Annotated in this window: 22 protein-coding genes; 9 read left to right on the plus strand and 13 right to left on the minus strand. The window is 70.9% G+C overall.

Going from position 1 to position 20,543, the window contains the following annotated elements; translation table 11 throughout:
• Window positions 1-14: 14 nt before the first annotated feature.
• Both fabG and fabD read right to left on the minus strand, forming a co-directional pair.
• Complete coding sequence (gene fabG, locus ELI80_RS08320; RefSeq protein ID WP_136650630.1) at window positions 15-752, minus strand: 3-oxoacyl-ACP reductase FabG; 738 nt, start codon at window positions 750-752, stop codon at window positions 15-17.
• A 61-nt stretch (window positions 753-813) separates the two neighbouring features.
• Window positions 814-1,740: an ACP S-malonyltransferase gene (gene fabD / locus ELI80_RS08325; RefSeq protein ID WP_136650631.1), complete on the minus strand. Its 927-nt coding sequence runs from the start codon at window positions 1,738-1,740 to the stop codon at window positions 814-816.
• A gap of 121 nt (window positions 1,741-1,861) precedes the next feature.
• Between fabD and ELI80_RS08330 the strand changes: the two genes are divergently transcribed.
• Window positions 1,862-2,149 (plus strand): metal-sensitive transcriptional regulator, encoded by a 288-nt coding sequence (locus ELI80_RS08330; RefSeq protein WP_136650632.1) that lies wholly within the window; start codon window positions 1,862-1,864, stop codon window positions 2,147-2,149.
• Between the two features lie 16 nt (window positions 2,150-2,165).
• A complete protein-coding gene (locus ELI80_RS08335) occupies window positions 2,166-2,951 on the plus strand; it encodes a MauE/DoxX family redox-associated membrane protein (protein ID WP_236641385.1) in 786 nt (261 codons plus the stop codon).
• Between the two features lie 73 nt (window positions 2,952-3,024).
• On the opposite strand, the gene ndk is transcribed toward ELI80_RS08335, so the two are convergent.
• The gene (gene ndk, locus ELI80_RS08340) at window positions 3,025-3,447 is read right to left on the minus strand and encodes a nucleoside-diphosphate kinase (RefSeq protein ID WP_136650633.1); all 423 of its coding nucleotides are present in this window, start codon (window positions 3,445-3,447) and stop codon (window positions 3,025-3,027) included.
• 224 nt (window positions 3,448-3,671) lie between these two features.
• Between ndk and ELI80_RS08345 the strand changes: the two genes are divergently transcribed.
• On the plus strand, window positions 3,672-5,015 hold the full coding sequence (locus ELI80_RS08345; RefSeq protein WP_236641386.1) for a glycerophosphodiester phosphodiesterase family protein: 1,344 nt from the start codon (window positions 3,672-3,674) through the stop codon (window positions 5,013-5,015).
• A 123-nt stretch (window positions 5,016-5,138) separates the two neighbouring features.
• Here ELI80_RS08345 and ELI80_RS08350 read toward each other — a convergent pair whose 3' ends face one another.
• Window positions 5,139-5,345, minus strand: a complete 207-nt coding sequence (locus ELI80_RS08350; RefSeq protein WP_136650634.1) for a cold-shock protein — start codon at window positions 5,343-5,345, stop codon at window positions 5,139-5,141.
• A 228-nt stretch (window positions 5,346-5,573) separates the two neighbouring features.
• On the opposite strand from ELI80_RS08350, the gene ELI80_RS08355 reads away from it, so the two are divergent.
• From ELI80_RS08355 to ELI80_RS08370, 4 genes are all read left to right on the plus strand, one after another.
• Window positions 5,574-7,430, plus strand: coding sequence for an ABC-F family ATP-binding cassette domain-containing protein (locus ELI80_RS08355; RefSeq protein WP_136650635.1), 1,857 nt, complete (start codon window positions 5,574-5,576; stop codon window positions 7,428-7,430).
• Window positions 7,431-7,549: 119 nt separating this feature from the next.
• Window positions 7,550-8,305: a MipA/OmpV family protein gene (locus tag ELI80_RS08360; protein WP_136650636.1), complete on the plus strand. Its 756-nt coding sequence runs from the start codon at window positions 7,550-7,552 to the stop codon at window positions 8,303-8,305.
• A 155-nt stretch (window positions 8,306-8,460) separates the two neighbouring features.
• Complete coding sequence (rimK, locus tag ELI80_RS08365) at window positions 8,461-9,840, plus strand: 30S ribosomal protein S6--L-glutamate ligase (RefSeq protein ID WP_136650637.1); 1,380 nt, start codon at window positions 8,461-8,463, stop codon at window positions 9,838-9,840.
• Window positions 9,841-10,067: 227 nt separating this feature from the next.
• Window positions 10,068-10,457, plus strand: coding sequence for an SUF system Fe-S cluster assembly protein (locus tag ELI80_RS08370; RefSeq protein ID WP_136650638.1), 390 nt, complete (start codon window positions 10,068-10,070; stop codon window positions 10,455-10,457).
• Here the strand turns inward: ELI80_RS08370 and ELI80_RS08375 are convergent, their stop codons facing one another.
• A complete protein-coding gene (locus ELI80_RS08375) occupies window positions 10,458-12,029 on the minus strand; it encodes an ATP-dependent DNA helicase (RefSeq protein ID WP_136650639.1) in 1,572 nt (523 codons plus the stop codon).
• 109 nt (window positions 12,030-12,138) lie between these two features.
• Between ELI80_RS08375 and ELI80_RS08380 the strand changes: the two genes are divergently transcribed.
• Window positions 12,139-12,417: a hypothetical protein gene (locus ELI80_RS08380; RefSeq protein ID WP_136650640.1), complete on the plus strand. Its 279-nt coding sequence runs from the start codon at window positions 12,139-12,141 to the stop codon at window positions 12,415-12,417.
• A gap of 285 nt (window positions 12,418-12,702) precedes the next feature.
• Here ELI80_RS08380 and rnr read toward each other — a convergent pair whose 3' ends face one another.
• The 5 genes from rnr to purC are packed head-to-tail and all read right to left on the minus strand — an operon-like array spanning window position 12,703 to window position 17,577.
• On the minus strand, window positions 12,703-14,970 hold the full coding sequence (rnr, locus tag ELI80_RS08385; protein ID WP_136650641.1) for a ribonuclease R: 2,268 nt from the start codon (window positions 14,968-14,970) through the stop codon (window positions 12,703-12,705).
• 57 nt (window positions 14,971-15,027) lie between these two features.
• Window positions 15,028-15,831: a formate dehydrogenase accessory sulfurtransferase FdhD gene (fdhD, locus tag ELI80_RS08390; protein WP_136650642.1), complete on the minus strand. Its 804-nt coding sequence runs from the start codon at window positions 15,829-15,831 to the stop codon at window positions 15,028-15,030.
• Window positions 15,828-16,571 (minus strand): class I SAM-dependent methyltransferase, encoded by a 744-nt coding sequence (locus ELI80_RS08395; protein WP_136650643.1) that lies wholly within the window; start codon window positions 16,569-16,571, stop codon window positions 15,828-15,830. The genes fdhD and ELI80_RS08395 overlap by 4 nt, the downstream gene beginning before the upstream one ends.
• Window positions 16,568-16,807 carry a phosphoribosylformylglycinamidine synthase subunit PurS gene (gene purS / locus ELI80_RS08400; protein WP_136650644.1) on the minus strand — a complete coding sequence of 80 codons (240 nt, stop codon included), beginning with the start codon at window positions 16,805-16,807 and terminating at the stop codon, window positions 16,568-16,570. Before purS ends, ELI80_RS08395 begins: the two co-directional genes overlap by 4 nt.
• Before the next feature lie 11 nt (window positions 16,808-16,818).
• The gene (gene purC / locus ELI80_RS08405) at window positions 16,819-17,577 is read right to left on the minus strand and encodes a phosphoribosylaminoimidazolesuccinocarboxamide synthase (RefSeq protein ID WP_136650645.1); all 759 of its coding nucleotides are present in this window, start codon (window positions 17,575-17,577) and stop codon (window positions 16,819-16,821) included.
• Between the two features lie 142 nt (window positions 17,578-17,719).
• On the opposite strand from purC, the gene ELI80_RS08410 reads away from it, so the two are divergent.
• On the plus strand, window positions 17,720-18,034 hold the full coding sequence (locus ELI80_RS08410) for a DUF1476 domain-containing protein (protein WP_136650646.1): 315 nt from the start codon (window positions 17,720-17,722) through the stop codon (window positions 18,032-18,034).
• A 113-nt stretch (window positions 18,035-18,147) separates the two neighbouring features.
• On the opposite strand, the gene ELI80_RS08415 is transcribed toward ELI80_RS08410, so the two are convergent.
• Genes ELI80_RS08415 through ELI80_RS08425 form a run of 3 tightly spaced genes read right to left on the minus strand, consistent with a single transcriptional unit; the run spans window position 18,148 to window position 20,410 of the window.
• A complete protein-coding gene (locus tag ELI80_RS08415) occupies window positions 18,148-19,476 on the minus strand; it encodes an MATE family efflux transporter (RefSeq protein WP_236641387.1) in 1,329 nt (442 codons plus the stop codon).
• Between the two features lie 3 nt (window positions 19,477-19,479).
• Window positions 19,480-19,983, minus strand: coding sequence for a PaaI family thioesterase (locus ELI80_RS08420; RefSeq protein ID WP_136650647.1), 504 nt, complete (start codon window positions 19,981-19,983; stop codon window positions 19,480-19,482).
• 1 nt (window position 19,984) lies between these two features.
• Window positions 19,985-20,410, minus strand: a complete 426-nt coding sequence (locus ELI80_RS08425; RefSeq protein ID WP_136650648.1) for a PaaI family thioesterase — start codon at window positions 20,408-20,410, stop codon at window positions 19,985-19,987.
• Window positions 20,411-20,543 lie beyond the last annotated feature (133 nt).

Here is a 20,543-nt window from a genome sequence, read left to right on the forward strand (position 1 = left end):
TGCCGGAGGTTGCGTCAGATCATCGCCATCCCGCCGTTGACGTGCAGCGTGGCGCCGGTGACGTAGCCCGCCTGCGGGCTTGCAAGATACAGGACCGCCGCCGCGATGTCGTCGGGCGCGCCCATCTTCCCGGCGGGTATCTGGGTCAGGATCCGGCCCTTCTGCTCGTCGTTCAGCTTGTCCGTCATGGCGGTCTCGATGAAGCCCGGCGCCACGCAGTTCACCGTGATCCCGCGCGAGGCGACCTCGTAGGCGAGGCTCTTCGACATCCCCACCAGCCCCGCCTTGGCGGCGGCGTAGTTCCCCTGGCCGGGGTTGCCGGTCGTGCCGACGACGCTGGTGATCGTCACGATCCGGCCCCAGCGCGCCTTCATCATCCCGCGGAGCACGCCCCGCGCCAGCCGGAAGGACGAGGTCAGGTTGACGTCGATCACCTGCGCCCATTCCTCGTCCGACATCCGCATGAACAGGTTGTCGCGTGTGATGCCCGCGTTGTTGACGAGGATGTCCACCGACCCCATCGCCTCGGCCGCCTGCCTGGGCAGCGCCTCGACCGCGGCGGCGTCGCCCAGGTCCGCGGTGACGACATGCGCCCGCTCGCCCAGCCGGTCGGCGAGTTCGCGCAGCGGCGCCTCGCGCGTTCCCGACAGGGCGACGGCGGCCCCCGCCCCGTGCAGCGCAGAGGCGACCGCGCCCCCGATCCCGCCCGAGGCGCCGGTGATCAGCGCGGTCTTTCCGGTAAGGTCGAACATCAGTGCCTCATCTTCTGTCTGGAAATATCCCGGCCGGGGCAGCGCCCGGGCGGGCGTGGCCTCAGCCCTTCAGCGCCGCGATGTCCGCGGGCGTGCCGACGCTGCGGGTCGCGGCGTCCGGGGCGATGCGACGGATCATGCCCGACAGCGCCTTGCCCGCGCCGATCTCCCAGAACTCGGTCACCCCCTGGTCGGCCATGAACGCCACCGATTCGCGCCAGCGCACGGGGCCCGTCACCTGCTCGACCAGGAACTGCCGGATCGCGCCCGGCATCGTCACCGGCTCGGCGCGGACGTTGGCGATCAGCGGCACCGCGGGCTCGGAAATCTCCACCCCCGCCAGCGCGTCGGACATCACGGTCGCCGCCGGCTGCATCAGCGCGCAATGGAACGGCGCCGACACCGGCAGCATTAGCGCGCGCTTGGCGCCGCGTTCCTTCGCCAGCGCCGCCGCGCGTTCCACCGCCGCCTTGTGGCCCGAGATCACGACCTGCGCCGGGTCGTTGTCGTTGGCCGCCTGGCACACCTCGTCGCCGGCCGCCTCGCGCGCGATCTCGTCCACGGCGGCGAAGTCCAGGCCCAGGATCGCGGCCATGGCGCCCACGCCGACCGGCACCGCGTCCTGCATCGCGGTCCCGCGGATGCTCAGAAGCCGCGCCGTGTCCGACAGGCTGATCGCGCCCGACGCGCACAGCGCCGAATATTCGCCAAGGCTGTGCCCGGCGACGAAATCCGCGTCGGTGATGGAGAAACCCTCCGCCTCCAGCGCCCGCAGCGCCGCGATCGAGGTCGCCATCAGCGCGGGCTGGGCGTTGCGGGTGAGCGTCAGCGTCTCGATGTCGCCGGACCAGATCAGGCCGGAGAGGTTCTCGCCCAGCGCCTCGTCCACCTCGTCGAACACGGCCTTCGCGGCCGGATAGGCCTCGGCCAGTTCGCGGCCCATGCCGATGGTCTGGGCGCCCTGCCCGGGAAAGACGAATGCGCGCATGATGCTGTTCCCCCTTGCTTGGCTCATCCGATACCCGCTGGCGTGGCGGCAGGCAACCGACGCGGGCGCCCCCTTGAAGCGACCGGATCGGTCTGCCATATACCCCCCAGAGGTATTTGGAATGAACCACGACCACTCCCCCGACCGGCGCGAGGCGAAGGTGAAGCGGCTGAACCGGATCGCCGGGCAGGTGCAGGGCATCTCGCGCATGGTGGCCGAGGACCGCTACTGCATCGACATCCTGACGCAGATGCAGGCGGTGAAGTCCGCGCTCGCGCGGGCCGAGGCTGAGATCCTGCGCGACCACGCCGCCCATTGCGTCCGCGACGCGATCACCGCGGGGGACGCGACCGAAACGCAGGCAAAGGTGGACGAGCTGGTCGCCCTGTTCGACCGCGCCCGCCGCTGATGAAAGGAACGATGCGATGACGGCAACCACCGGGATGATGCGAGGGGCGGCCGCGGAGCAGCCGCGCCGCGCCGTGATCTACCGCATGATGACGCCCCAGCACATCTGCCCGTCCGGGCTGAAGGCGCTGGACCTGCTGCGCCGCAACGGGTTCGAGGTCGAGGACCACCCGCTGCGCACGCGCGAGGAAACCGATGCCTTCAAGGCCCGCCACGGCGTCCCCACGACGCCGCAGGTGTGGATCGGCGGCGAACGCATCGGCGGGCACGACGACCTGCGCCGGCACCTGGGCCTGAAGGTCCACGACCCGAAGGCGCTGACCTACACGCCCGTCATCGCGATCTTCGGGATGGCCGCCGCGCTCGCCTTTGCCGTGGCCTGGGGCGTCGGCGGGGCAGCCGCGCTGGCGACCGCCTATACGCTGCAGCTGTTCCTCGGCTTCGCGACCGCGCTGCTCGCGCTTCAGAAGCTGCGCGACGTCGAGGGCTTCGTGAACGGCTTCCTCGGCTACGACCTGCTGGCCCGGCGCGTGCCCCGCTATGCCCGCGTCTATCCGTGGGCCGAGGCCTTGGTCGGCCTGCTGATGGTCGCGAACGCGGCGGTCTGGCTGATGGCGCCGGTGGCGCTGGTGATCGGCACGATCGGCGCGGTGTCGGTGTTCAAGGCGGTCTACGTCGACCGGCGGGAACTGAAATGCGCCTGCGTCGGCGGGCAGTCGAACGTGCCGCTGGGGTTCGTCTCGCTGACCGAAAATCTCGTCATGATCGGCATGGCGGTCTGGATGGTCGCGCGCATGATGTGACGCGCACCACCGAAATGAAAAAGCGCACCGCCCGACGGCGGTGCGCTTTCCTTATTGCACGAGGTGGACCGGATCAGCCGACCAGCTCGAGGCCCGAGAAGAAGAACGAGATTTCTTCCTTCGCCGTCTCGGCCGCGTCCGAGCCGTGGACCGAGTTCTCGCCGACCGACTCGGCGAACTCCTTGCGGATGGTGCCCGCGTCGGCGTTGGCCGGGTTGGTCGCGCCCATCACTTCGCGGTTCTTGGCGATCGCGTTCTCGCCTTCCAGCACCTGCACGACGACCGGGCCGGATGCCATGAAGTCGCGCAGCTCGCCGAAGAAGGGACGGTCCTTGTGGACCTCGTAGAACTTGCCGGCCTGCTCCGGGGTCAGCCAGATGCGCTTCTGCGCGACGATGCGCAGGCCCGCATCCTCGAACTTCTGGTTGATCTTGCCGGTCAGGTTGCGGCGGGTCGCGTCGGGCTTGATGATCGACAGCGTGCGTTCGACGGCCATGATGATGTCCTCGTTGATGTCAGGTGCTGGTGTTGCGATTGGGCGGGCCGGTAGCATGGGCCCGGGCCGAAGGAAACCCCGGCGAAAGGCCGCGCGCGGCGCGGGGGCAGCCCGTCGCGACCGTTGCAAGGCCGACACGGAACCGTGATCATGCCGTCGCACGTCCGCCATAGCTTGCGCCAGCAACCTGCAACCCGACCCGCAACCTCGTGACCGGAGCTTCCATGTCCCTTGCCCTTCTGCGCGGCGCCGCGCTGATCGCCCTCATGCCCGCGCTCGCCGCCGCGCAGGCCCCCGCGCCCGCGACCACGGCGCCCACGACCACGGCGCCCGCGACCGCCACGCCCGCAACTCCCGCGCCCGCGACCACCGTCGCGGACGCGGCCGCCTACGACTTCGCCGGCGCGACCCGTCCCGCGCCGACCTACGGCCCCCGCCCGTTCTACCTGATCGACCAGCTGCCGGCCGGCGCGCTCAAGGACAAGCTGATGTCCTGCAAGGACCAGACCCCGAAGGTCACCGCGTTCTCCATCGGCCATCGCGGCGCGCCGCTGATGTTCCCGGAACATACGGTCGAATCGAACCTCGCCGCCGCCGCGATGGGCGCGGGCGTGCTGGAATGCGACGTGACCTTCACCGCCGACAGGCAGCTCGTCTGCCGCCACGCGCAGAACGACCTGCACACCACCACCAACATCCTGTCCACCCCGCTTGCCGCGAAGTGCACGACGCCCTTCACCCCGGCCGCGAACGGCGCCGAGGCCACGGCCGAGTGCCGCACCTCGGACCTGACGCTGGCCGAGTTCCAGACGCTGTCGCCCAAGATGGATTCGTCCGACCCGACCGCCACCACGGCCGAGGACTACCAGAAGGGCAACGCCCCCTTCCGGACCGACCTCTACACCAACGGCGCGCACCTGATGACGCACGCCCAGTCGATCGAGCTGTTCAGGGCGCTGGGCGCGAAGTTCACGCCCGAGCTGAAGGAAGCGATCGTGGACATGCCGTTCGACGGCTACACGACCGAGGACTATGCCCAGGCGATCGTGGACGAATACAAGGCCGCCGGCATCCCCGCCTCGGACGTGCACCTGCAGACGTTCGAGATGGAGCACATGGACCACTGGCTGAAGGCCGAGCCGGAGTTCGCGGCGACCGCCGTCTATCTGGTCGACCCCGACCGCGTCCAAGGCTTCGACGTCCAGAAGCCCGATACGTGGGGCGAGTACGCCCCGCAGCCGCTGGCCGACAAGGGCATCAGGACCATCGCCCCGCCGCTGTTCGCGCTGGTGACGCCGGGCACCGGCGGCGACATGGTCCCGTCCGCCTATGCCGAGGCGATCAAGGCCGCCGGCATGGACATGATCTCGTGGTCGCTGGAACGCTCCGGCCCGATCACGCCGGAAAACAGGGGCGGCTGGTACTACGGCTCGGTCGCCGATGTCGCGACGACCGACGCCGCCGTCTACGAGATCGTGGACACGCTGGCGCAGGAAGTCGGCGTGAAGGGCATCTTCTCGGACTGGCCCGCGACCGTCACCTACTACGCGAACTGCATGGGCCTGTGATCCGCGCCCGCTGACGGGGTGAAGGGCGGCCCTGCGAGGCCGTCCTTTGTCCTTGCGTCGTGCCGGTCAACGAAAAAGGGCGGCCCCGCCGGGCCGCCCTTCGTCATCAGATCGACCGAAAGATCAGAGGAACTTGACGTTCGACGCCGATTCGCGGCCGTCGCGGCCGGTTTCCAGGTCGTAGCTGACCTTCTGACCGTCGGCCGGGGCCTGCAGGCCGGCGCGTTCCAGCGCCGAGATGTGCAGGAACACGTCGCGGTTGCCGTTTTCCGGCTGGATGAAGCCGAAGCCTTTGGTCGAGTTGAACCATTTCACGGTGCCGTTGGCCATCGTGATTTCTCCTTCAAACGTCATCCGCGGAAGTGCGATGACCCGGCGCAGTCAGTCGTAACAGCATACTGAAGCCGATGACGGAGACAGAGCAGATAGAAAAACGTTGCCGCCACAATGTAGGGCGCGGGGCCTTGCCGATCAAGTCTTATCGTCCACGACCCGGTGTCGCCCCGGTCCGGCCCGTCCGCGATTGACCCGCCAGCCGGCTTGAGGCAAGCCCCCGCCATGCTCCGCATCGACGACATTTCATACTCCATCGCCGGACGGCCCCTGTTCTCGCACGCCTCGGCCGTGATCCCGGGCGGCCACAAGGTCGGCCTCGTCGGCCCCAACGGCGCCGGCAAGACCACGCTGTTCAGGCTGATCCGGGGCGAACTGTCGCTGGACGGGGGTTCGATCACCCTTCCCTCGCGCGCCCGCATTGGCGGCGTCGCACAGGAATCGGCCGCGACCAGCCGCAGCGTCCTGGAAACCGTCCTCGCGGCCGACACGGAACGCCATGCCCTTCTGGCGGAAGCCGAGACCGCCGCCGACCCGCACCGGATCGCCGAGATCCAGACCCGCCTTGCCGACATCGACGCCTGGTCGGCCGAGGGGCGCGCGTCAGCGATCCTGCAAGGCCTGGGCTTCCCGCCCGAGGACCAGGCGCGGCCCACGGGCGACTTCTCGGGAGGCTGGCGGATGCGGATGGCGCTGGCGGGCGTGCTGTTCGCGCAGCCGGACCTGCTGCTGCTGGACGAACCGACCAACTACCTCGACCTCGAAGGGGCGCTGTGGCTGGAAGGCTATCTTGCCCGCTACCCTCACACCGTCATCATCATCAGCCACGACCGCGGCCTGCTGAACCGGGCCGTGGGGTCGATCATGCATCTCGATGACCGCAAGCTGACGCTTTATTCCGGCGGCTACGACGCCTTCGCGCGCGCCCGCGCGGAACGCCGCGCGCTGCAGGCGGCCGAGGCCAAGAAGCAGGAGGCGCGGCGCGCCCACCTGCAAAGCTTCGTGGACCGCTTCAAGGCCAAGGCCAGCAAGGCCGCGCAGGCGCAGTCGCGGATCAAGGCGCTTGCCAGGATGGAGCCGATCACCGCGCCGGAGGAGGCGAAGTTCCACCGCTTCACCTTCCCCCAGCCCGACCAGCTGTCGCCCCCGATCCTGTCGCTCGAGGGCGTCGCGGTGGGCTATGGCGACCGCGCGGTGCTGCGGCGGCTGGACCTGAGGATCGACCAGGACGACCGGATCGCGCTTCTGGGTCGCAACGGGCAAGGCAAGTCCACGCTGTCGAAGCTGCTCGCGGACCGCCTCCCCGCGATGGAAGGGCGGGTGACGCGCTCGTCGAAGCTGCGGGTCGGCTACTTCGCCCAGCACCAGGTGGACGAGCTGCATCTGGACGAAACCCCGCTGGCCCATGTCCGCCGCCTCAGGCCCGACGAGAACCCGGCCCGGCTGCGCGCGCGGCTGGCGGGCTTCGGCCTGATGGAGGCGCAGGCGGAAACGAAGGTGGGGGCGCTGTCGGGCGGGCAGAAGGCGCGGTTGTCGCTGCTGCTCGCGACCATCGACGCGCCGCATCTGCTGATCCTCGACGAGCCGACCAACCATCTCGACATCGAATCGCGCGAGGCGCTGACCGAGGCGCTGAACGACTATACCGGCGCGGTGGTGCTGGTCAGCCACGACATGCACCTGCTGGAACTGGTCGCGGACCGGCTGTGGCTGGTCGCGGACGGGGCGGTGAAGCCCTATGCCGAGGATCTGGAAACCTACCGCCGGTCGCTGCTCGCGGGCGACGCCGCGCCGGCGGCGGCCGAGCCCGCCCCCGCGCCCAGGGCCGCCGCGAAACGGCCCGGCCGCGACGCGATCCTGGACCTGCGGGCCGAGGTGCGGCGCAGCGAGGAGCGGGTGGAAAAGATCACCGACATGCTGGACCGGATCGCGAAGAAGATGGCCGATCCCGCGCTGTACAACGACCCGCACGAGGCGAAGCTTTTGGGCCGCAAGCACGCCGAGGCGACCGCTGCCCTGCCCCGCGCCGAAGCGCTGTGGATGGAGGCGCTGGAGCGGCTGGAGGCGGCCGAAAAGGGCTGACCGCGCAGCTTCAGCAATTTTCAACGACTCGGTGCAACAATGACGCGTGGACCGGGTTGTCATCGGACGAGACCGGGTCCATGTGTCCGCCGAATTGTCCCTGAAAGGTCGCGTTCCAGATGAAATCCGTCGTCCTCGCATCGGCTGCCGCGCTGGCCGCCTTGGCCGCCGTTCCCGCACAGGCGCAGGACGGGTGGGGGATCGCGGCGGACGTGGGCCTGGGCGCCGTCCACGGGCCCGACTATCCCGGCTCTGCCGAGACGCAGGCATCGCCCTGGGTCATCCTCAGGAACGTCGACGTGGTCCGCCCCGGGCAGGCGCTGACGCAGGACGGGTCCGCCGACGGGCTGTCGATCGTGCCGACCTTCAACTATCGCGGCGACCGCGAGGCGGGGGACAGCGACGCGCTCGCCGGTCTCGACGACATCGACGCATCGGGCGAGGTCGGGGCGCGGCTGAAGTATTCCGTGGGCGACGCCTTCGGCTATGTCGCGGCGCGGCGCGGCTTCGGCGGCCACGACGGCGTGGTGGGCGAGTTCGGCGCGAAATACCGCATCAAGCCCTCGGACCGCCTGACCCTGTGGGCAGGCGCCGAAGCCGACTTCGCGAACGAGAAGTTCGTGGACACCTATTTCGGGATCTCCGCCGACGAATCCACGACCAGCGGCCATGCCCCCTTCTCGCCCGACGGCGGCGTCTACGCGCACTCCCTGTCGCTGGAAGGGCGCTACGCGCTGACCGACAGCCTCGCGGTGCTGGGCGAGGCGCGCTACACCCGGCTCACCGGCGACGCGGCGGATTCGCCCATCGTCGAGGACACGGCGCAGCCCTCGGTCCGGCTGGGCGTCGTCCACCGCTTCAGCTTCCGCTTCTGAAGGGGGCGCGCGGCGTCGGCCGCACGCTGTCACGGGTCCGACACGCGCCCGTGGCAGACGGCGCAGGAACCCTGTCCTGATCCTGCCCGGACGCGGTCGCCCCGACACCCCGATCCGGCCCCAACCCGGCCCTGACGCTGAACGGAAGACCGAAGATGACCTTTCGCCTCGGCTGGGAAGAATGGGTCGCCCTGCCCGACCTGGGCCTGCCCGCGCTCAAGGCGAAAGTCGACACCGGCGCCCGCACCTCGGCTCTCCACGCCTTCGACATCGAGCCGTTCGGCCCGGCGAACGCCCCCCGCGTCCGCTTCGCGATCCATCCCGTCCCCGGGCGCGACGACGTGGTGATCCCCTGTTCGGCCCGGATCGTGGACCGGCGCGAGGTGATCTCGTCCAACGGCGACATGGAATACCGCTTGGTGATCCGGTCGGACATCGCCATCGGCGACCGCCGCTGGCCGGTCGAGATGACGCTGACGGACCGCGGGCAGATGGCCTACCGGATGCTCATCGGGCGCCAGGCGCTCACGCCCGACATGATCGTGTCGCCGCTCGACAGCTTCCTGCAGCCGGCGCTCGGCTACGAGATCTACTCCAGCGCCATCGTCCGCACCGACGCGCCCCGCCGCAGCCTCAGGATCGCGGTCCTGTCGCGCGAGGAAGGGGCCTATTCCACCCGCCGCATCGTCGAGGAAGGCGAGGCGCGCGGCCACGTGGTCGAGGTGCTGGACACGACGCGGCTCTACATGGCGATCACCACGGCCGAGCCCGCGGTGTTCTACGACGGCAAGCGGCTGGCGCGGTTCGACGCGGTGATCCCGCGCATCGGCGTCAGCGTCACCAGCTACGGCACCGCGATCCTGCGCCAGTTCGAGGCGATGGGGACCTTCGTCCTGAACCCCGCCGACGGCATCATGGCAAGCCGCGACAAGCTGCACGCGCACCAGCTTCTCGCCCGCCACCGCCTGCCGATGCCCACCACCGCAGTCGCCTCGTCACCGCGCGACACCGAGGACCTGATCGAGCTCGGCGGCGGCGCGCCCCTGGTCCTGAAGCTGCTGGAATCGACCCAGGGCAAGGGCGTGGTGCTGGCCGAGACGGGCAAGGCGGCCGCGTCCGTCATCACCGCGTTCCGTGGCCTCAAGGCCGAGTTCCTGGTGCAGGAGTTCGTGAAGGAAGCGGCCGGCGAGGACGTGCGCGCGCTGGTCATCGGCGGCAAGGTCGTGGCCGCCATGCGCCGCACCGCCCGCGCGGGCGAGTTCCGGTCGAACCTGCATCTGGGCGGCTCGGCCGAGGCGATCAAGCTGAAACCGGCCGAACGCGACATCGCGACCCGGGCGGCGCGGGCGTTCCGGCTGGGGCTCGCGGGCGTCGACATGCTGCGGTCGGCGAACGGGCCGAAGATCCTCGAGGTGAACTCCTCGCCGGGCTTCGAGGGGATCGAGGGCGCCACCGGGCGCAACATCGCCGGCCTCGTCTACGAGGAGATCGAGAACCGCGTTCGCCCCGCCCCGGCCCGCCGCAAGAAGGGCTGACGTCCGCGGGATCCCGCAGGCATCAGGTGCGGGCGGGCATCTGCGGCAGGCGGGCATCGGCGGCGGACGGGCATCTTCGGCAGCCAAGGATCGGCGGCGGCCAGGATCGTCGTCGGCCAGGATCGGCGGCGGGCAGGATCGTCGCGGGGGATCGTCCGCAGGCAGGCTTTTCCTGAGGCGGGGGAAGCCCTATATCTTCTGTCAACTTCGACAGGCAGGCCGGCATCATGGACCACCCCACCCCCACCGCGCAGACCGCCGCCGCCCTCGGCCCGGCCGAGGGCGAGCCCCTGATCGCGCCCTCGACGATCGACCATCCGCTTTACGACAGCGTGGTCGAGGCGTGCCGGACCGTCTACGACCCCGAGATCCCGGTGAACATCTACGATCTCGGGCTGATCTACACGATCCAGATCGACGCGGAGAATGCGGTCCGCATCGTCATGACCCTGACCGCCCCCGGCTGCCCCGTCGCGGGCGAGATGCCGGGCTGGGTCGCCGATGCGGTCGAGCCGCTGCCGGGCGTGCGGCAGGTGGACGTTGAGATGACCTTCCAGCCGCAATGGGGCATGGACATGATGTCCGACGAGGCCCGGCTGGAACTGGGCTTCATGTGATCAGGCGGCCGGCTCGTCCGCCTGCGCTTCAAGCGTCAGCGGCGCCGCCTCGACCGCAAGGTCATCGGTTCCCAGCCCCGCCTGCGGCCGCGCGAGCCGCGCCTTCGTCACCCACAGAAGCCGGTCCTGCGCCCGCGTGATCGCGACGTAGGCCAGGCGTTTCCACAGCGGCAGCCCCGCCTCGGAGCGGTTCATCCAGGCCGCCGCGCTGATGTCGGGGGCGAAGACCTGCACGTCGGGCCATTGCGACCCCTGCGCCTTGTGGATCGTGACCGCCGCGCCGTGAAGGAACGTCGCCCCCATGTGCGCGGCCGACGGAATGAACGGCTCGTCCACCTCGGGCGTCTCGATCTTGATGATCGACGCGGCCGAGATCCGCGGCTCCATCGCGCCGATCACGTGCAGCCGCGCGAAGCCCGGCTTCTTGCCCGGCCCTAGGTAGACCACCTGCGCCCCCTTGATGAGGCCCCGCGCCTCGAGGTCGATGCGCTTCTTGCGGTGCTTCAGCGGCAGCTCGATCCCGTCGCAGACCAGCGGCTCGCCCGGCAGCAGCGCGTCGCCCGGCGCCCCGTGCGCGGCCCGGAACGCACTGATGAGACGCACCCGCGTCGCGTTGCGCCAGACGAGCACCGGGCTACGCGCCATCAGGTCGCTTTCGACCCGCTCGGCCCAGACCACCCGCGGATCGCGCGCGGCGGCGTCCCGGACCAGCCGCTCGAAGGACGGGAAATCCACGCCCGGATCGGCCAGCGCGTGGGCGAGGTCGAGGATCGGGTTGCCCTCGGCCTGGCGGTGAATGCGGCTCAGCATCAGCTTTTGCGGCGCGGCGAGCCGGTCGAACACCATGTCGCCGGACTGCCCCACGGGGGCGAGCTGCGCCGGGTCGCCGAACAGGACCAGCAGCGGAAAGATCTCGCGCAGGTCGTCGAACTGGCGCTGGTCCAGCATCGACGCCTCGTCGATCAGGCCGACGTCAAGCGCGTCCTCGCGCCGCTTCCAGCCCTGGATGAAGTCCGACCCGCGCAGCCCCGCCGCCGCGAGCGCGCCGGGGATCGACCCGTGGCTCTGGTAGAACGAAAGCGCGCGGTCCAGTGCGGCGTCGGTCAGGCCCTCGATCACCGGGCGCTCGCCGTTTCCGGCGAGCCATTCGGCCAGCCTTTCGTATTCCGGGTCGTAGACCGGCGTGTAGAGGATGCGGTGGATCGTCGTCGCCGGAACGCCGCGGGTCCGCAGCACGAACGCGGCCTTGTTCGTGGGGGCGAGGATCGCGACCGTGCGCGCGTCCTTGCGGCGCTTGCTCTCGTAGTCGCCGCTGACCACGTGGACGCCCGCCGCGACCAGCGCCCGCGTCATTTCCGCCAAGAGCAGCGTCTTGCCCGATCCCGCCTTGCCCAGCACCGCCATGACGCGGGCGCGCCCCGGCTGCGGCGGCGCAAGCTCCTCGGCCACCAGATCCACGCCCGCCTGCGCCAGCGCCTCGGCCAGCGCGTCCCAGGCATCGGCCTGATCGGTGGAAAGCTCGGGGCGCGCTGCCGCGGCGGCCGGGCTGCTGATCTGAAGGGACTGCTGCATCGCCGCATCCTATCTTGCACGGCGCCACGGGCAACCCGGCTGTGCCGGCCGGCGTTGGAGTGACGAGCAACCGCCCGCGTCGCCGGGCTTTTCAAAGGATGATGCCAAGATGCCATCGCACCACCGCCGCAGGCACGACCGCGGCTCGTCGCTTCTGCCCTTCGTCGCGCTCGCCGGAACGGCGTGGCTCGCGTGGTCCGTCCTGTGCGACCGCACCGGCGCACGCCGCGCCGCCGGGAATGACGAAGAGGGCAAGGCGCCCGGGAACCACGATTACGTCCGCCCTGCCGGGCCGGAGCTGATGCGCGATCCGCCCCGGCGCTGGACCAAGCTCGACGAGGAGATCGACGAATCGTTCCCCGCCAGCGACCCGCCGGGGAACTACTGACCGCATCGCAGAAGGGTCCGCGGCCGCCCGGCGCCGCGGACCCGTCCGGCGCGGCCTTGCCCGCGCGCAGGGCCGCGGCCCCGACTGCACCGACATTTCCCCGTTTCCTCGCGCGTGTTCGTTGGGCAGCCCGCCGCGTGTAGGGGTTCGCGCTGCGAAGGTCGGGATGGCGTTCGCCGGGTCGTTCGCCGCGCCGGGGCACCGGACGTCGATCCGCAACGCCGACGCCGCAGCCCGCAGTCCTGATCGGCCGCGTCTGCGGGGCGCCTTGCTACCCCGACGTCCTCATCGACGAAGCCGGCGAAGCTTGCGGGCGCGGGCCTCGCCTTCCTTCGCGGCACGTGCGGGCTTGCGGCGCGGGGTTCTGCCGCGCGCGCCTTTCGCAGCCGCAACGACGCCCTTGCCGTCGATTTCCACCAGTTCCAGCGTCAGCCCGCCGGTCAGCGGGATCGCCTCGGCCAGCCGCACGGTGACGCGCTGGCCCACGCCCAGCCGCATGCCCGTTTCCGACCCGACCAGCGTCTGCGCGTCGCGGTCGAAGTGAAAATATTCGTTCCCGATCTCGCGGATCGGCACGAGCCCGTCGGCCCCGGTCTCGTCCAGCTTCACGAAGGCGCCGAAGCGCTGAATGCCGCTGATCCGGCCCGTGAACTCCGCCCCGATCCGTTCCGACAGGAACGCCGCGAGATAGCGGTCGGTCGTGTCGCGTTCCGCCGCCATGCTGCGGCGCTCGGTCTCGCTGATATGCTCGGCCGTCTGTTCCAGCATCTCGATGTCCGCCGGCGACAGCCCGTCGCCCGTCCTGCCCGCGGCCCAGTCGTGGCCCGAGATCAGCGCCCGGTGCACGATCAGGTCCGAATAGCGGCGGATGGGCGAGGTGAAATGCGCATAGCTTTTCAGCGCCAGCCCGAAATGGCCGAAGTTCGCCGGGTGATAGTAGGCCTGCGTCATCGACCTCAGCGTCGAGATGTTGATCAGCTCGTCGAAGTCCGTCCCCTCGGCCTGCGCCAGCAGGCGGTTCAGCTGGCTCGTCTGCAGCACCTGGCCCCTTGCCAGCGAAAAGCCCGACGCCTCGGCGACCTCGCGCAGGCTGTCCAGCTTTTCGGGGCTCGGCTCCTCGTGGACGCGGAACAGCAGCGGACGGCGCATGCGCGTCAGCTCCTCTGCGGCGGCGACGTTGGCGAGGATCATGAACTCCTCGATCAGCCGGTGGGCGTCGAAGCGGTCGCGGAAGTTGACCGATTGCACCCGCCCGTCCTCGGTCAGGACGATCTTGCGCTCGGGCAGGTCGAGGTCCAGCGGCTGGCGGCGGGCGCGCGCCTTCTTCAGAAGCTCGTAGGCGGCGAAAAGCGGACGGATCACGTCGTCCATCAGGGGCATGGCAGCCGCGTCCGGGTTGCCGTCGGCCGCTGCCTGCGCCTGCTCGTAGGACAGCGAGGCCGCGCTGCGCATCATGCCGCGATGGAAGTCGTGGGCGATCTTCTCGCCGCTGGCATCCAGCCGCATCCGCACGGCGATCACCGGGCGGTCCACCCCCTCGTGAAGGCTGCACAGGTCGCCCGACAGCACGTCGGGCAGCATCGGCACCACGCGGTCGGGGAAGTAGGTCGAGTTTCCCCGGTGCCGCGCCTCGCGGTCAAGCGGGCTGCCGGGGCGGACGTAGTGCGCGACATCGGCGATGGCGACCCAGATCACCATCCCGCCTTCGTTCCGGGGATCGTCGTCGGGCATCGCCGCGACCGCGTCGTCGTGGTCGCGCGCGTCCGCCGGGTCGATCGTGACCAGCGGCAGCGGGCGCAGGTCCTCGCGCCCCGCCATGGTCGCGGGCCGTGCCGCGTCCGCCTCGGCGATGACCTCGTCGGGGAAGTCGTCGGGGATGCCGTGCTGGTGGATCGCGATCAGGCTGACCGCGCGCGGCGCGGACGGGTCGCCCAGGCGGTCGGTGATCCGCGCCCAGGGCGAGCCCATGCGGTCGCGGGGGCTCGCCTGCTCGGCCTCGACCAGTTCGCCGTCCTGCGCGCCCTGCGTCGCGTCCCCGCGCACGCGCCAGGTCCGGTCCTGCCCCTTGTCGATGGGCAGGATGCGCCCGCCCTCGGCTTCCTTGCGGAAGATGCCGACGATCTTGTGCGCCGCCGTCCCGATCCGGCGGATCAGCCGGGCCTGGTACTGGTGGTCCTCGCCCCCGGTCTCGACCAGCCGGGCAAGGATGCGCTCGCCCGCGCCCGGCGCCGGCTCACCCTCGCGGGGCGCGAACAGGATCCGCGGCGCGGGACCGCGGCCCTGCCATTCGACCGGCGCCGCGAACACGTCGCCATCCCGGTCCGGCGCCATGATCTGCAGCACCGTAACCGGCGGCAGCTTCTCGGCATCGCGGGTGCTGCCGCGGCGGCGGCCGAGCAGGCCCTCGCTTTCCAGCTCCTTCAGCATGCGCTTCAGCTCGATCCGCGCGGCCCCCTTGATGTTGAAGGCCTTGGCGATGTCGCGCTTGGCGGCGGCGTCGGGGTTCTCGGCGATCCAGTCGAGGATCTGCTGGCGGGTGGGCAACTGGTTCATGGCGCGGTCCTATCATGCCCGCCGGTCAGGGGGCAGGGACAAACGGCGCGGGTGCCTTCAGGGTTCGATCCGGGCCGGATGGGTGTAAAGGTCGAACGCCCCGTCCCGCGCCCGGCCCAGGAGCGTGATCCCCGCCGCCTCGGCCCAGGCGACGGCGAGCCGCGTCGGCACCCCCGCCCCCGCCAGCACAGGCGCCCCCATCCGCGCGGCCTTCTGGACGAGATCGACCGAGATGCGCGAGGTCATGGCGACGATCCCGCCCGCGGGGTCGTGGGCGGCCAGCGCCGCCGCCCCCGCGAGCTTGTCGAGCGCGTTGTGCCGCCCCACGTCCTCGCGCACCAGCGCCCCGCCCGCCGTCCACAGGCAGGCCGCGTGGATCGAGGGCGTCGCGCGCCAGCGGACCTGGCCCGCGGACAGGGCCTCCATCGCCGCCGCCACGTCGCCCGGCGTGAACCGCGCGGCCGAGGCGACCGGGACGACCGCCGGCAGCGCCGCCGCGATGCTGTCGACGCCGCAGAGCCCGCAGCCCACCGGCCCCACCATCGCCCGCCGCCGCTCGGCCAGCCCGGCGGCGAGCCCCGGCCGCAGCCACAGCCGCGCCTCGATTGCAGGCAGGGCGAGGTCCGCGACTGGGGCGACCGCCACCTGCTCGAACCCGGTGATGTCGGCGGGCGAGGCGATCAGCCCCTCGGTCAGCGCGAACCCGGTCGCGAAGTCCTGAAGATCGTGCGGAGTCGCCATCAGGACCGCCTGGCTCGCGCCGTCGACGACGACCGCGACCGCCGCTTCCTCGGGGATCGCGCGGGCGTCGCCCTTGGCCCACGCAGCCCCGTCCCAGCGCCGCAGCGGCGCCCCGGTCATCCGACCCGGCCCACGCGCAGCGCGAGCGGGAACCGCGCCGCGATCACGCTGTCGGGCGGCAGCGCCCTTGCATCCGCCTCGAACGCCTCGATCACCCCGCCCTGCCCGGCGGCAAGCGCCGCCTTCGCCGCCGACCAGCTGCGGACGTAGCCCAGCAGCCGCTCCGGCGACCATGCCACGTCGATCGACAACTGCGGCATCGGCAGGCCGGGGAACGGAAACGGCAGCTCGCGGTAGCCGCTTTCGACATGCGCCCGCTCGGGCGGCCAGAAGCGGTGCAGCTCGTCCCGGTAGAAGCGGCGGAAGCGATCCGCCAGCGGCCCGGACACCTCGATCGGGCCGTAGCTCACCAGCGCCACGACCCCGCCCGGCCGCGCAACGCGCCGGACCTCGTCGTAAAAGCGCGGCAGGTCGAACCAGTGCGCCGCCTGCGCGGCCGCGACCAGCGCCGCCGATCCATCCGGGACCGGCAGCGCGTCGCTGCTGCCAACGACGTAGCCAATACGCGGATCGGGCGCCGCCTCGGCCAGCTGCGCCGCGCTCGCATCGACGCCGACGACGGCATCGAAATGCCCGGCCAGAGCCTGCGTCAGCTGCCCGCTGCCGCAGCCCACGTCCACGGCCAGCGCCCGGTCGGGCGCCAGCGCCGCCAGCGCCGAGGCAAGCTCCGCCGGATAGGTCGGCCGGAAGGCAGCGTACCCCGCCGCGCCCGTCTGGAAATGGGCGCGCGGGTCGGTCAAGCCAGCTCGACCCGCCAGCTTTCGATGACGGTGTTGGCCAGCAGCCGCTCGCACATCCGCGCGACCTCCGCCTCGGCCGCGGCGCGGTCGGTCGCGGCAAGGTCGAGCTCGATCACCTTGCCCTGCCGCACGCCGTCCACGCCCTGGAAGCCGAGGCTTCCCAGCGCGTGGCGGATCGCCTCGCCCTGCGGGTCGAGGACGCCGGCCTTGGGCATGATGGTGACGCGGGCTTTCATCGGCGGTCCCTTCAGTTGATGAGCGTGGGCTTCGGCGTCGGCGCGGCGGGCATGACGCCCAGGCGCCGCGCGACCTCGGTATAGGCGTCCGTCAGGCTGCCCAGATCGCGGCGGAACACGTCCTTGTCGAGCTTCTGCTCGGTCTTGACGTCCCACAGGCGGCAGCTGTCGGGGCTGATCTCGTCGGCGACGATCAGGCGCATGAAGTCGCCGTCCCAGATCCGCCCGATCTCGATCTTGAAGTCCACCAGCTTGATGCCCACGCCGTAGAACACGCCCGACAGGAAGTCGTTCACGCGCAGCGCAAGGCTCACGATGTCGTCCATGTCCTGCTGGCTGGCCCAGCCGAAGGCGATGATGTATTCCTCGCTGACCATCGGGTCGCCCAGCTCGTCGTTCTTGTAGCTGTATTCGACGATCGGGCGCGGCAGCGGCGTGCCCTCGTCCAGCCCGAGGCGCTTGGCGATCGAGCCGGCGGCGAAGTTCCGCACGATCACTTCCAGCGGGATGATCTCGACCTGGCGGATCAGCTGCTCGCGCATGTTGATGCGGCGGATGAAGTGGTTGGGGACGCCGATGTTGGTGAGCCCCTGCATGAAGAACTCGCTCAGGCGGTTGTTCAGCACGCCCTTCCCTTCGATCACCGCCTTCTTCTGGGCGTTGAACGCGGTGGCGTCGTCCTTGAAGTACTGGATCAGGGTGCCGGGCTCGGTCCCTTCGTACAGGATCTTGGCCTTGCCTTCGTAGATCTTCTTGCGGCGTGGTGCCATGGCGGGATCCCCCTTTTCATGCGGGTCATAGGCCAGAAGGGCCTTCTGGGGCAATGCCCGGCAGGAAAGCTGCCGAAACGGCGGGGTTGCAGGCGCGGCCGCGGCTGGCCATACCATGCGCGACCCTTGATGGAGGCCGCAGATGACCACCTTCGACGACCGCGAGCACGCGTACGAGACGAAATTCGCCCACGATGCCGACCTGCGCTTCCGCGCCGAGGCGCGGCGCAACCGGCTTCTCGGGGAATGGGCGGCCGGGCTCCTGGGCAAGACCGGCGACGACGCGCGCACCTACGCGCTGACGATCGTGACCTCGGACTTCGAGGAGCCGGGCGAGGAGGACGTGTTCCGCAAGCTCTCGACCGACCTGGCCGGCAAGGCCGACGCCGCGACGATCCGCGACAAGATGGCGGAGATGCGCGCCCAAGCCCGCCGCCAGATCATCGACGAGGCCTGAGCCTCGCCCAGCCGGCACGACCCGTCCGGCACGACCCGTTCGGCACGACGGCCGCGTCCCACGGCGCGGCCGATCTTCTGTCCGCAAGTATCCCCGCCGGAGGCTCCGGCGCCTCAACGCGCCGCGGCCTCGGCCTGCGGATACAGCCGCCACATCGCGACCGCGCGGGCCAGGTTCAGCAGCAGCAGCGACATCCACAACCCGTGGTTCGCGAAGGGCGGCGTCAGGACGATGACCGCCGCGAAGAAGATCGCGACCGACAGCACCATCGCGTTCCGCATCTGCCGCGTCAGCGTCGCGCCGATGAAGATGCCGTCCAGCATCCAGCCTGCGACGCCGACGACGGGCATCAGGATCATCCACGGCAGGTAGATGCGCGCGACCTCGCGCACCTCGGGCGAGGTCGTGAGCAGGTCGATCAGCGCCCCGCCGCCCACGGCGAAGGCCAGCGACAGCAGAACCGCGCCCGCCGCCGCCCACTGGCTCGACAAGACCGAGGCGCGGCGGACCATGCCCGGCCGTTTCGCGCCGACCGCCTGCCCCACCAGCGCCTCGGCCGCGAAGGCGACCCCGTCCAGCGCGAAGGCGGTGATGCTCACGAACTGCAGCAGCACCTGGTTGGCGGCAAGCGGCAGGTCGCCCTGCCCCGCGCCCAGGAACATGAAGCTCGTGAACGCCGCCTGCAGCAGCACCGACCTGATCATGATGTCGCCGTTGACGCGCAGCAGCCGCACGACATGGTGGCGCGCCCACAGCCCGCCCGCGCGCAGCCCGCCGCGGATCGCGGCCCGCGCGAACCAAAGCGCCAGGGCCGCGCCCGACCACTCGGCCGCGAGCGTCGCCCACGCAACCCCCGGAACGCCCAGGCCGAGACCGAGCACGAACCACAGGTCCAGAAGGATGTTGACCGCGTTCACCAGCATCTGCACGGCAAGGATCCCGCGCGTCCGTTCGACCGCGATCAGCCAGCCGGTCAGCGCGTACATCGCGATCGTCGCGGGCGCGCCCCAGATGCGGATGGCGAGGTACTGGCGGGCGAGCGCCTCGACCTCGGCCGAGGCGGGCGACAGGCGGAAGGCGGCGGCGACCAGCGGCCCCTGCAGGATGATCAGCGCCACGCCGGCGGCCACCCCGATCGCGAGCGCCCGCAGCAGGTGCGCACCCGACGCGGCCGCGTCGCCCGCGCCCCGCGCCTGCGCGACAAGGCCGGACGTCCCCATCCGCAGGAAACCGAAGACCCAGTAGAGCGTCGTCAGGATCACCGCCCCGATCCCCACCGCGCCGATCGGCTCGGCGCGGCCGAGCTGGCCCACGACCCCGGTGTCCACCATGCCCAGAAGCGGGATGGTCGCGTTCGACAGGACGATGGGCAGCGCGATGGCGAGGACGCGGCGATGCGTGATCGCCCCGCCCCCCACGCCCTCGGCGGCCGCGCCGGACACCGCTCAGCCGCCCTGCGGCATCAGGAAATGACCGTTCGCCTGCGCGAAGGGCCGGTCGCGGTTGTCCTGCCACGCCTCGACCTGCACGCTGGAATAGCGCCGCCCCAGCCGCACCACGCGGGCGCGGGCATAGCTGTCGCGCGGCAGGCCGGACCGCAGGTAATCCACCGAGAAGTCGATCGTCTTGGCCAGCCGCGGGGTCGCGAGCGGCACCGCCGCGTCGGGCACCATCCGGCCCGATTCCAGGTCGTCCCACAGCGTGGCCCAGGTCAGTTCCACCGTGGCCGCGATTTCCAGGAATGCGGCCGTCACCCCGCCGTGGATCGCGGGCAGCATCGGATTGCCGATCAGCTTTTCGGAAAACGGCATCACGGCGGTCAGCTCGTCCCCGCGCCGGTCGAAGCGGATTCCCAGCCAGGAGATATAGGGGATGGCGGCGACGATGGCGGCGATGCCCGCGTCGCGGCGCGACTTGACGCGGTCCAGCGGTTCGTTGCGGTCGGCCATCTCAGCGCTCCACCGTGAAGGACCCGGTCGCGGTCGCAACGGGGCGGTCCTCCTCGTCGTCGAGCGCCAGCGCCCGCACGAACGCCACCTTGCGGGTCATGTGAAAGCACTCGGCCCGCGCCCTGAGCTTCTGCCCCGGCGTCGCCGCCCGCATGTAGTCGATGCGCAGCGAGATCGTCGCCGTGCCGCTTGGGTTGTCCGGATGCGCCATGACGGCCGCGCCGCCGCAGGTGTCCATCAGCGCCGACACCACGCCGCCGTGGAGGACGCCGGTACGCGGATCGCCCACCAGCTCGGCCCGCCAGTCCATCTCGATCTCGGCCCGGGCGTCGCCGAAGCCCGTCAGGCGGCCGCCGAGCGCGTTGAGATGCGGCAAGCCCCTGAAGAATTCCTGCGCGATCCGCATCCGCTCGTCGTTCTGCCGCATCCGCCGCGCCCTTCCCCTTGTGTGCCGCCCCCGACTTAGCGCCGCCCGCGCCGCCGACACAAGCGCCACCCCCAGGCGTCCCGGCCTACCCATCCCGGCCCGGGCGTCCCGGCAACACGCGCGGTTGAGCTTT

Source organism: Paracoccus aeridis (assembly GCF_004923205.2).
Lineage (GTDB): Bacteria > Pseudomonadota > Alphaproteobacteria > Rhodobacterales > Rhodobacteraceae > Paracoccus > Paracoccus aeridis.

Coding starts and splice junctions, on each gene's coding strand:
- ELI80_RS08330 (WP_136650632.1), top strand. CDS start 1,862: ATGAACCACGACCACTCCCCCGACCGGCGCGAGGCGAAGGTGAAGCGG.
- fabG (WP_136650630.1), bottom strand. CDS start 752: ATGTTCGACCTTACCGGAAAGACCGCGCTGATCACCGGCGCCTCGGGC.
- purS (WP_136650644.1), bottom strand. CDS start 16,807: ATGAAAGCCCGCGTCACCATCATGCCCAAGGCCGGCGTCCTCGACCCG.
- ELI80_RS08425 (WP_136650648.1), bottom strand. CDS start 20,410: ATGCGGCAGAACGACGAGCGGATGCGGATCGCGCAGGAATTCTTCAGG.
- ELI80_RS08350 (WP_136650634.1), bottom strand. CDS start 5,345: ATGGCCAACGGCACCGTGAAATGGTTCAACTCGACCAAAGGCTTCGGC.
- fabD (WP_136650631.1), bottom strand. CDS start 1,740: ATGCGCGCATTCGTCTTTCCCGGGCAGGGCGCCCAGACCATCGGCATG.
- purC (WP_136650645.1), bottom strand. CDS start 17,577: ATGGCACCACGCCGCAAGAAGATCTACGAAGGCAAGGCCAAGATCCTG.
- ELI80_RS08335 (WP_236641385.1), top strand. CDS start 2,166: ATGACGGCAACCACCGGGATGATGCGAGGGGCGGCCGCGGAGCAGCCG.
- rimK (WP_136650637.1), top strand. CDS start 8,461: ATGACCTTTCGCCTCGGCTGGGAAGAATGGGTCGCCCTGCCCGACCTG.
- ELI80_RS08370 (WP_136650638.1), top strand. CDS start 10,068: ATGGACCACCCCACCCCCACCGCGCAGACCGCCGCCGCCCTCGGCCCG.
- ELI80_RS08355 (WP_136650635.1), top strand. CDS start 5,574: ATGCTCCGCATCGACGACATTTCATACTCCATCGCCGGACGGCCCCTG.
- ELI80_RS08380 (WP_136650640.1), top strand. CDS start 12,139: ATGCCATCGCACCACCGCCGCAGGCACGACCGCGGCTCGTCGCTTCTG.
- ELI80_RS08345 (WP_236641386.1), top strand. CDS start 3,672: ATGTCCCTTGCCCTTCTGCGCGGCGCCGCGCTGATCGCCCTCATGCCC.
- ELI80_RS08360 (WP_136650636.1), top strand. CDS start 7,550: ATGAAATCCGTCGTCCTCGCATCGGCTGCCGCGCTGGCCGCCTTGGCC.
- ELI80_RS08410 (WP_136650646.1), top strand. CDS start 17,720: ATGACCACCTTCGACGACCGCGAGCACGCGTACGAGACGAAATTCGCC.
- fdhD (WP_136650642.1), bottom strand. CDS start 15,831: ATGACCGGGGCGCCGCTGCGGCGCTGGGACGGGGCTGCGTGGGCCAAG.
- ndk (WP_136650633.1), bottom strand. CDS start 3,447: ATGGCCGTCGAACGCACGCTGTCGATCATCAAGCCCGACGCGACCCGC.
- ELI80_RS08375 (WP_136650639.1), bottom strand. CDS start 12,029: ATGCAGCAGTCCCTTCAGATCAGCAGCCCGGCCGCCGCGGCAGCGCGC.
- rnr (WP_136650641.1), bottom strand. CDS start 14,970: ATGAACCAGTTGCCCACCCGCCAGCAGATCCTCGACTGGATCGCCGAG.
- ELI80_RS08420 (WP_136650647.1), bottom strand. CDS start 19,983: ATGGCCGACCGCAACGAACCGCTGGACCGCGTCAAGTCGCGCCGCGAC.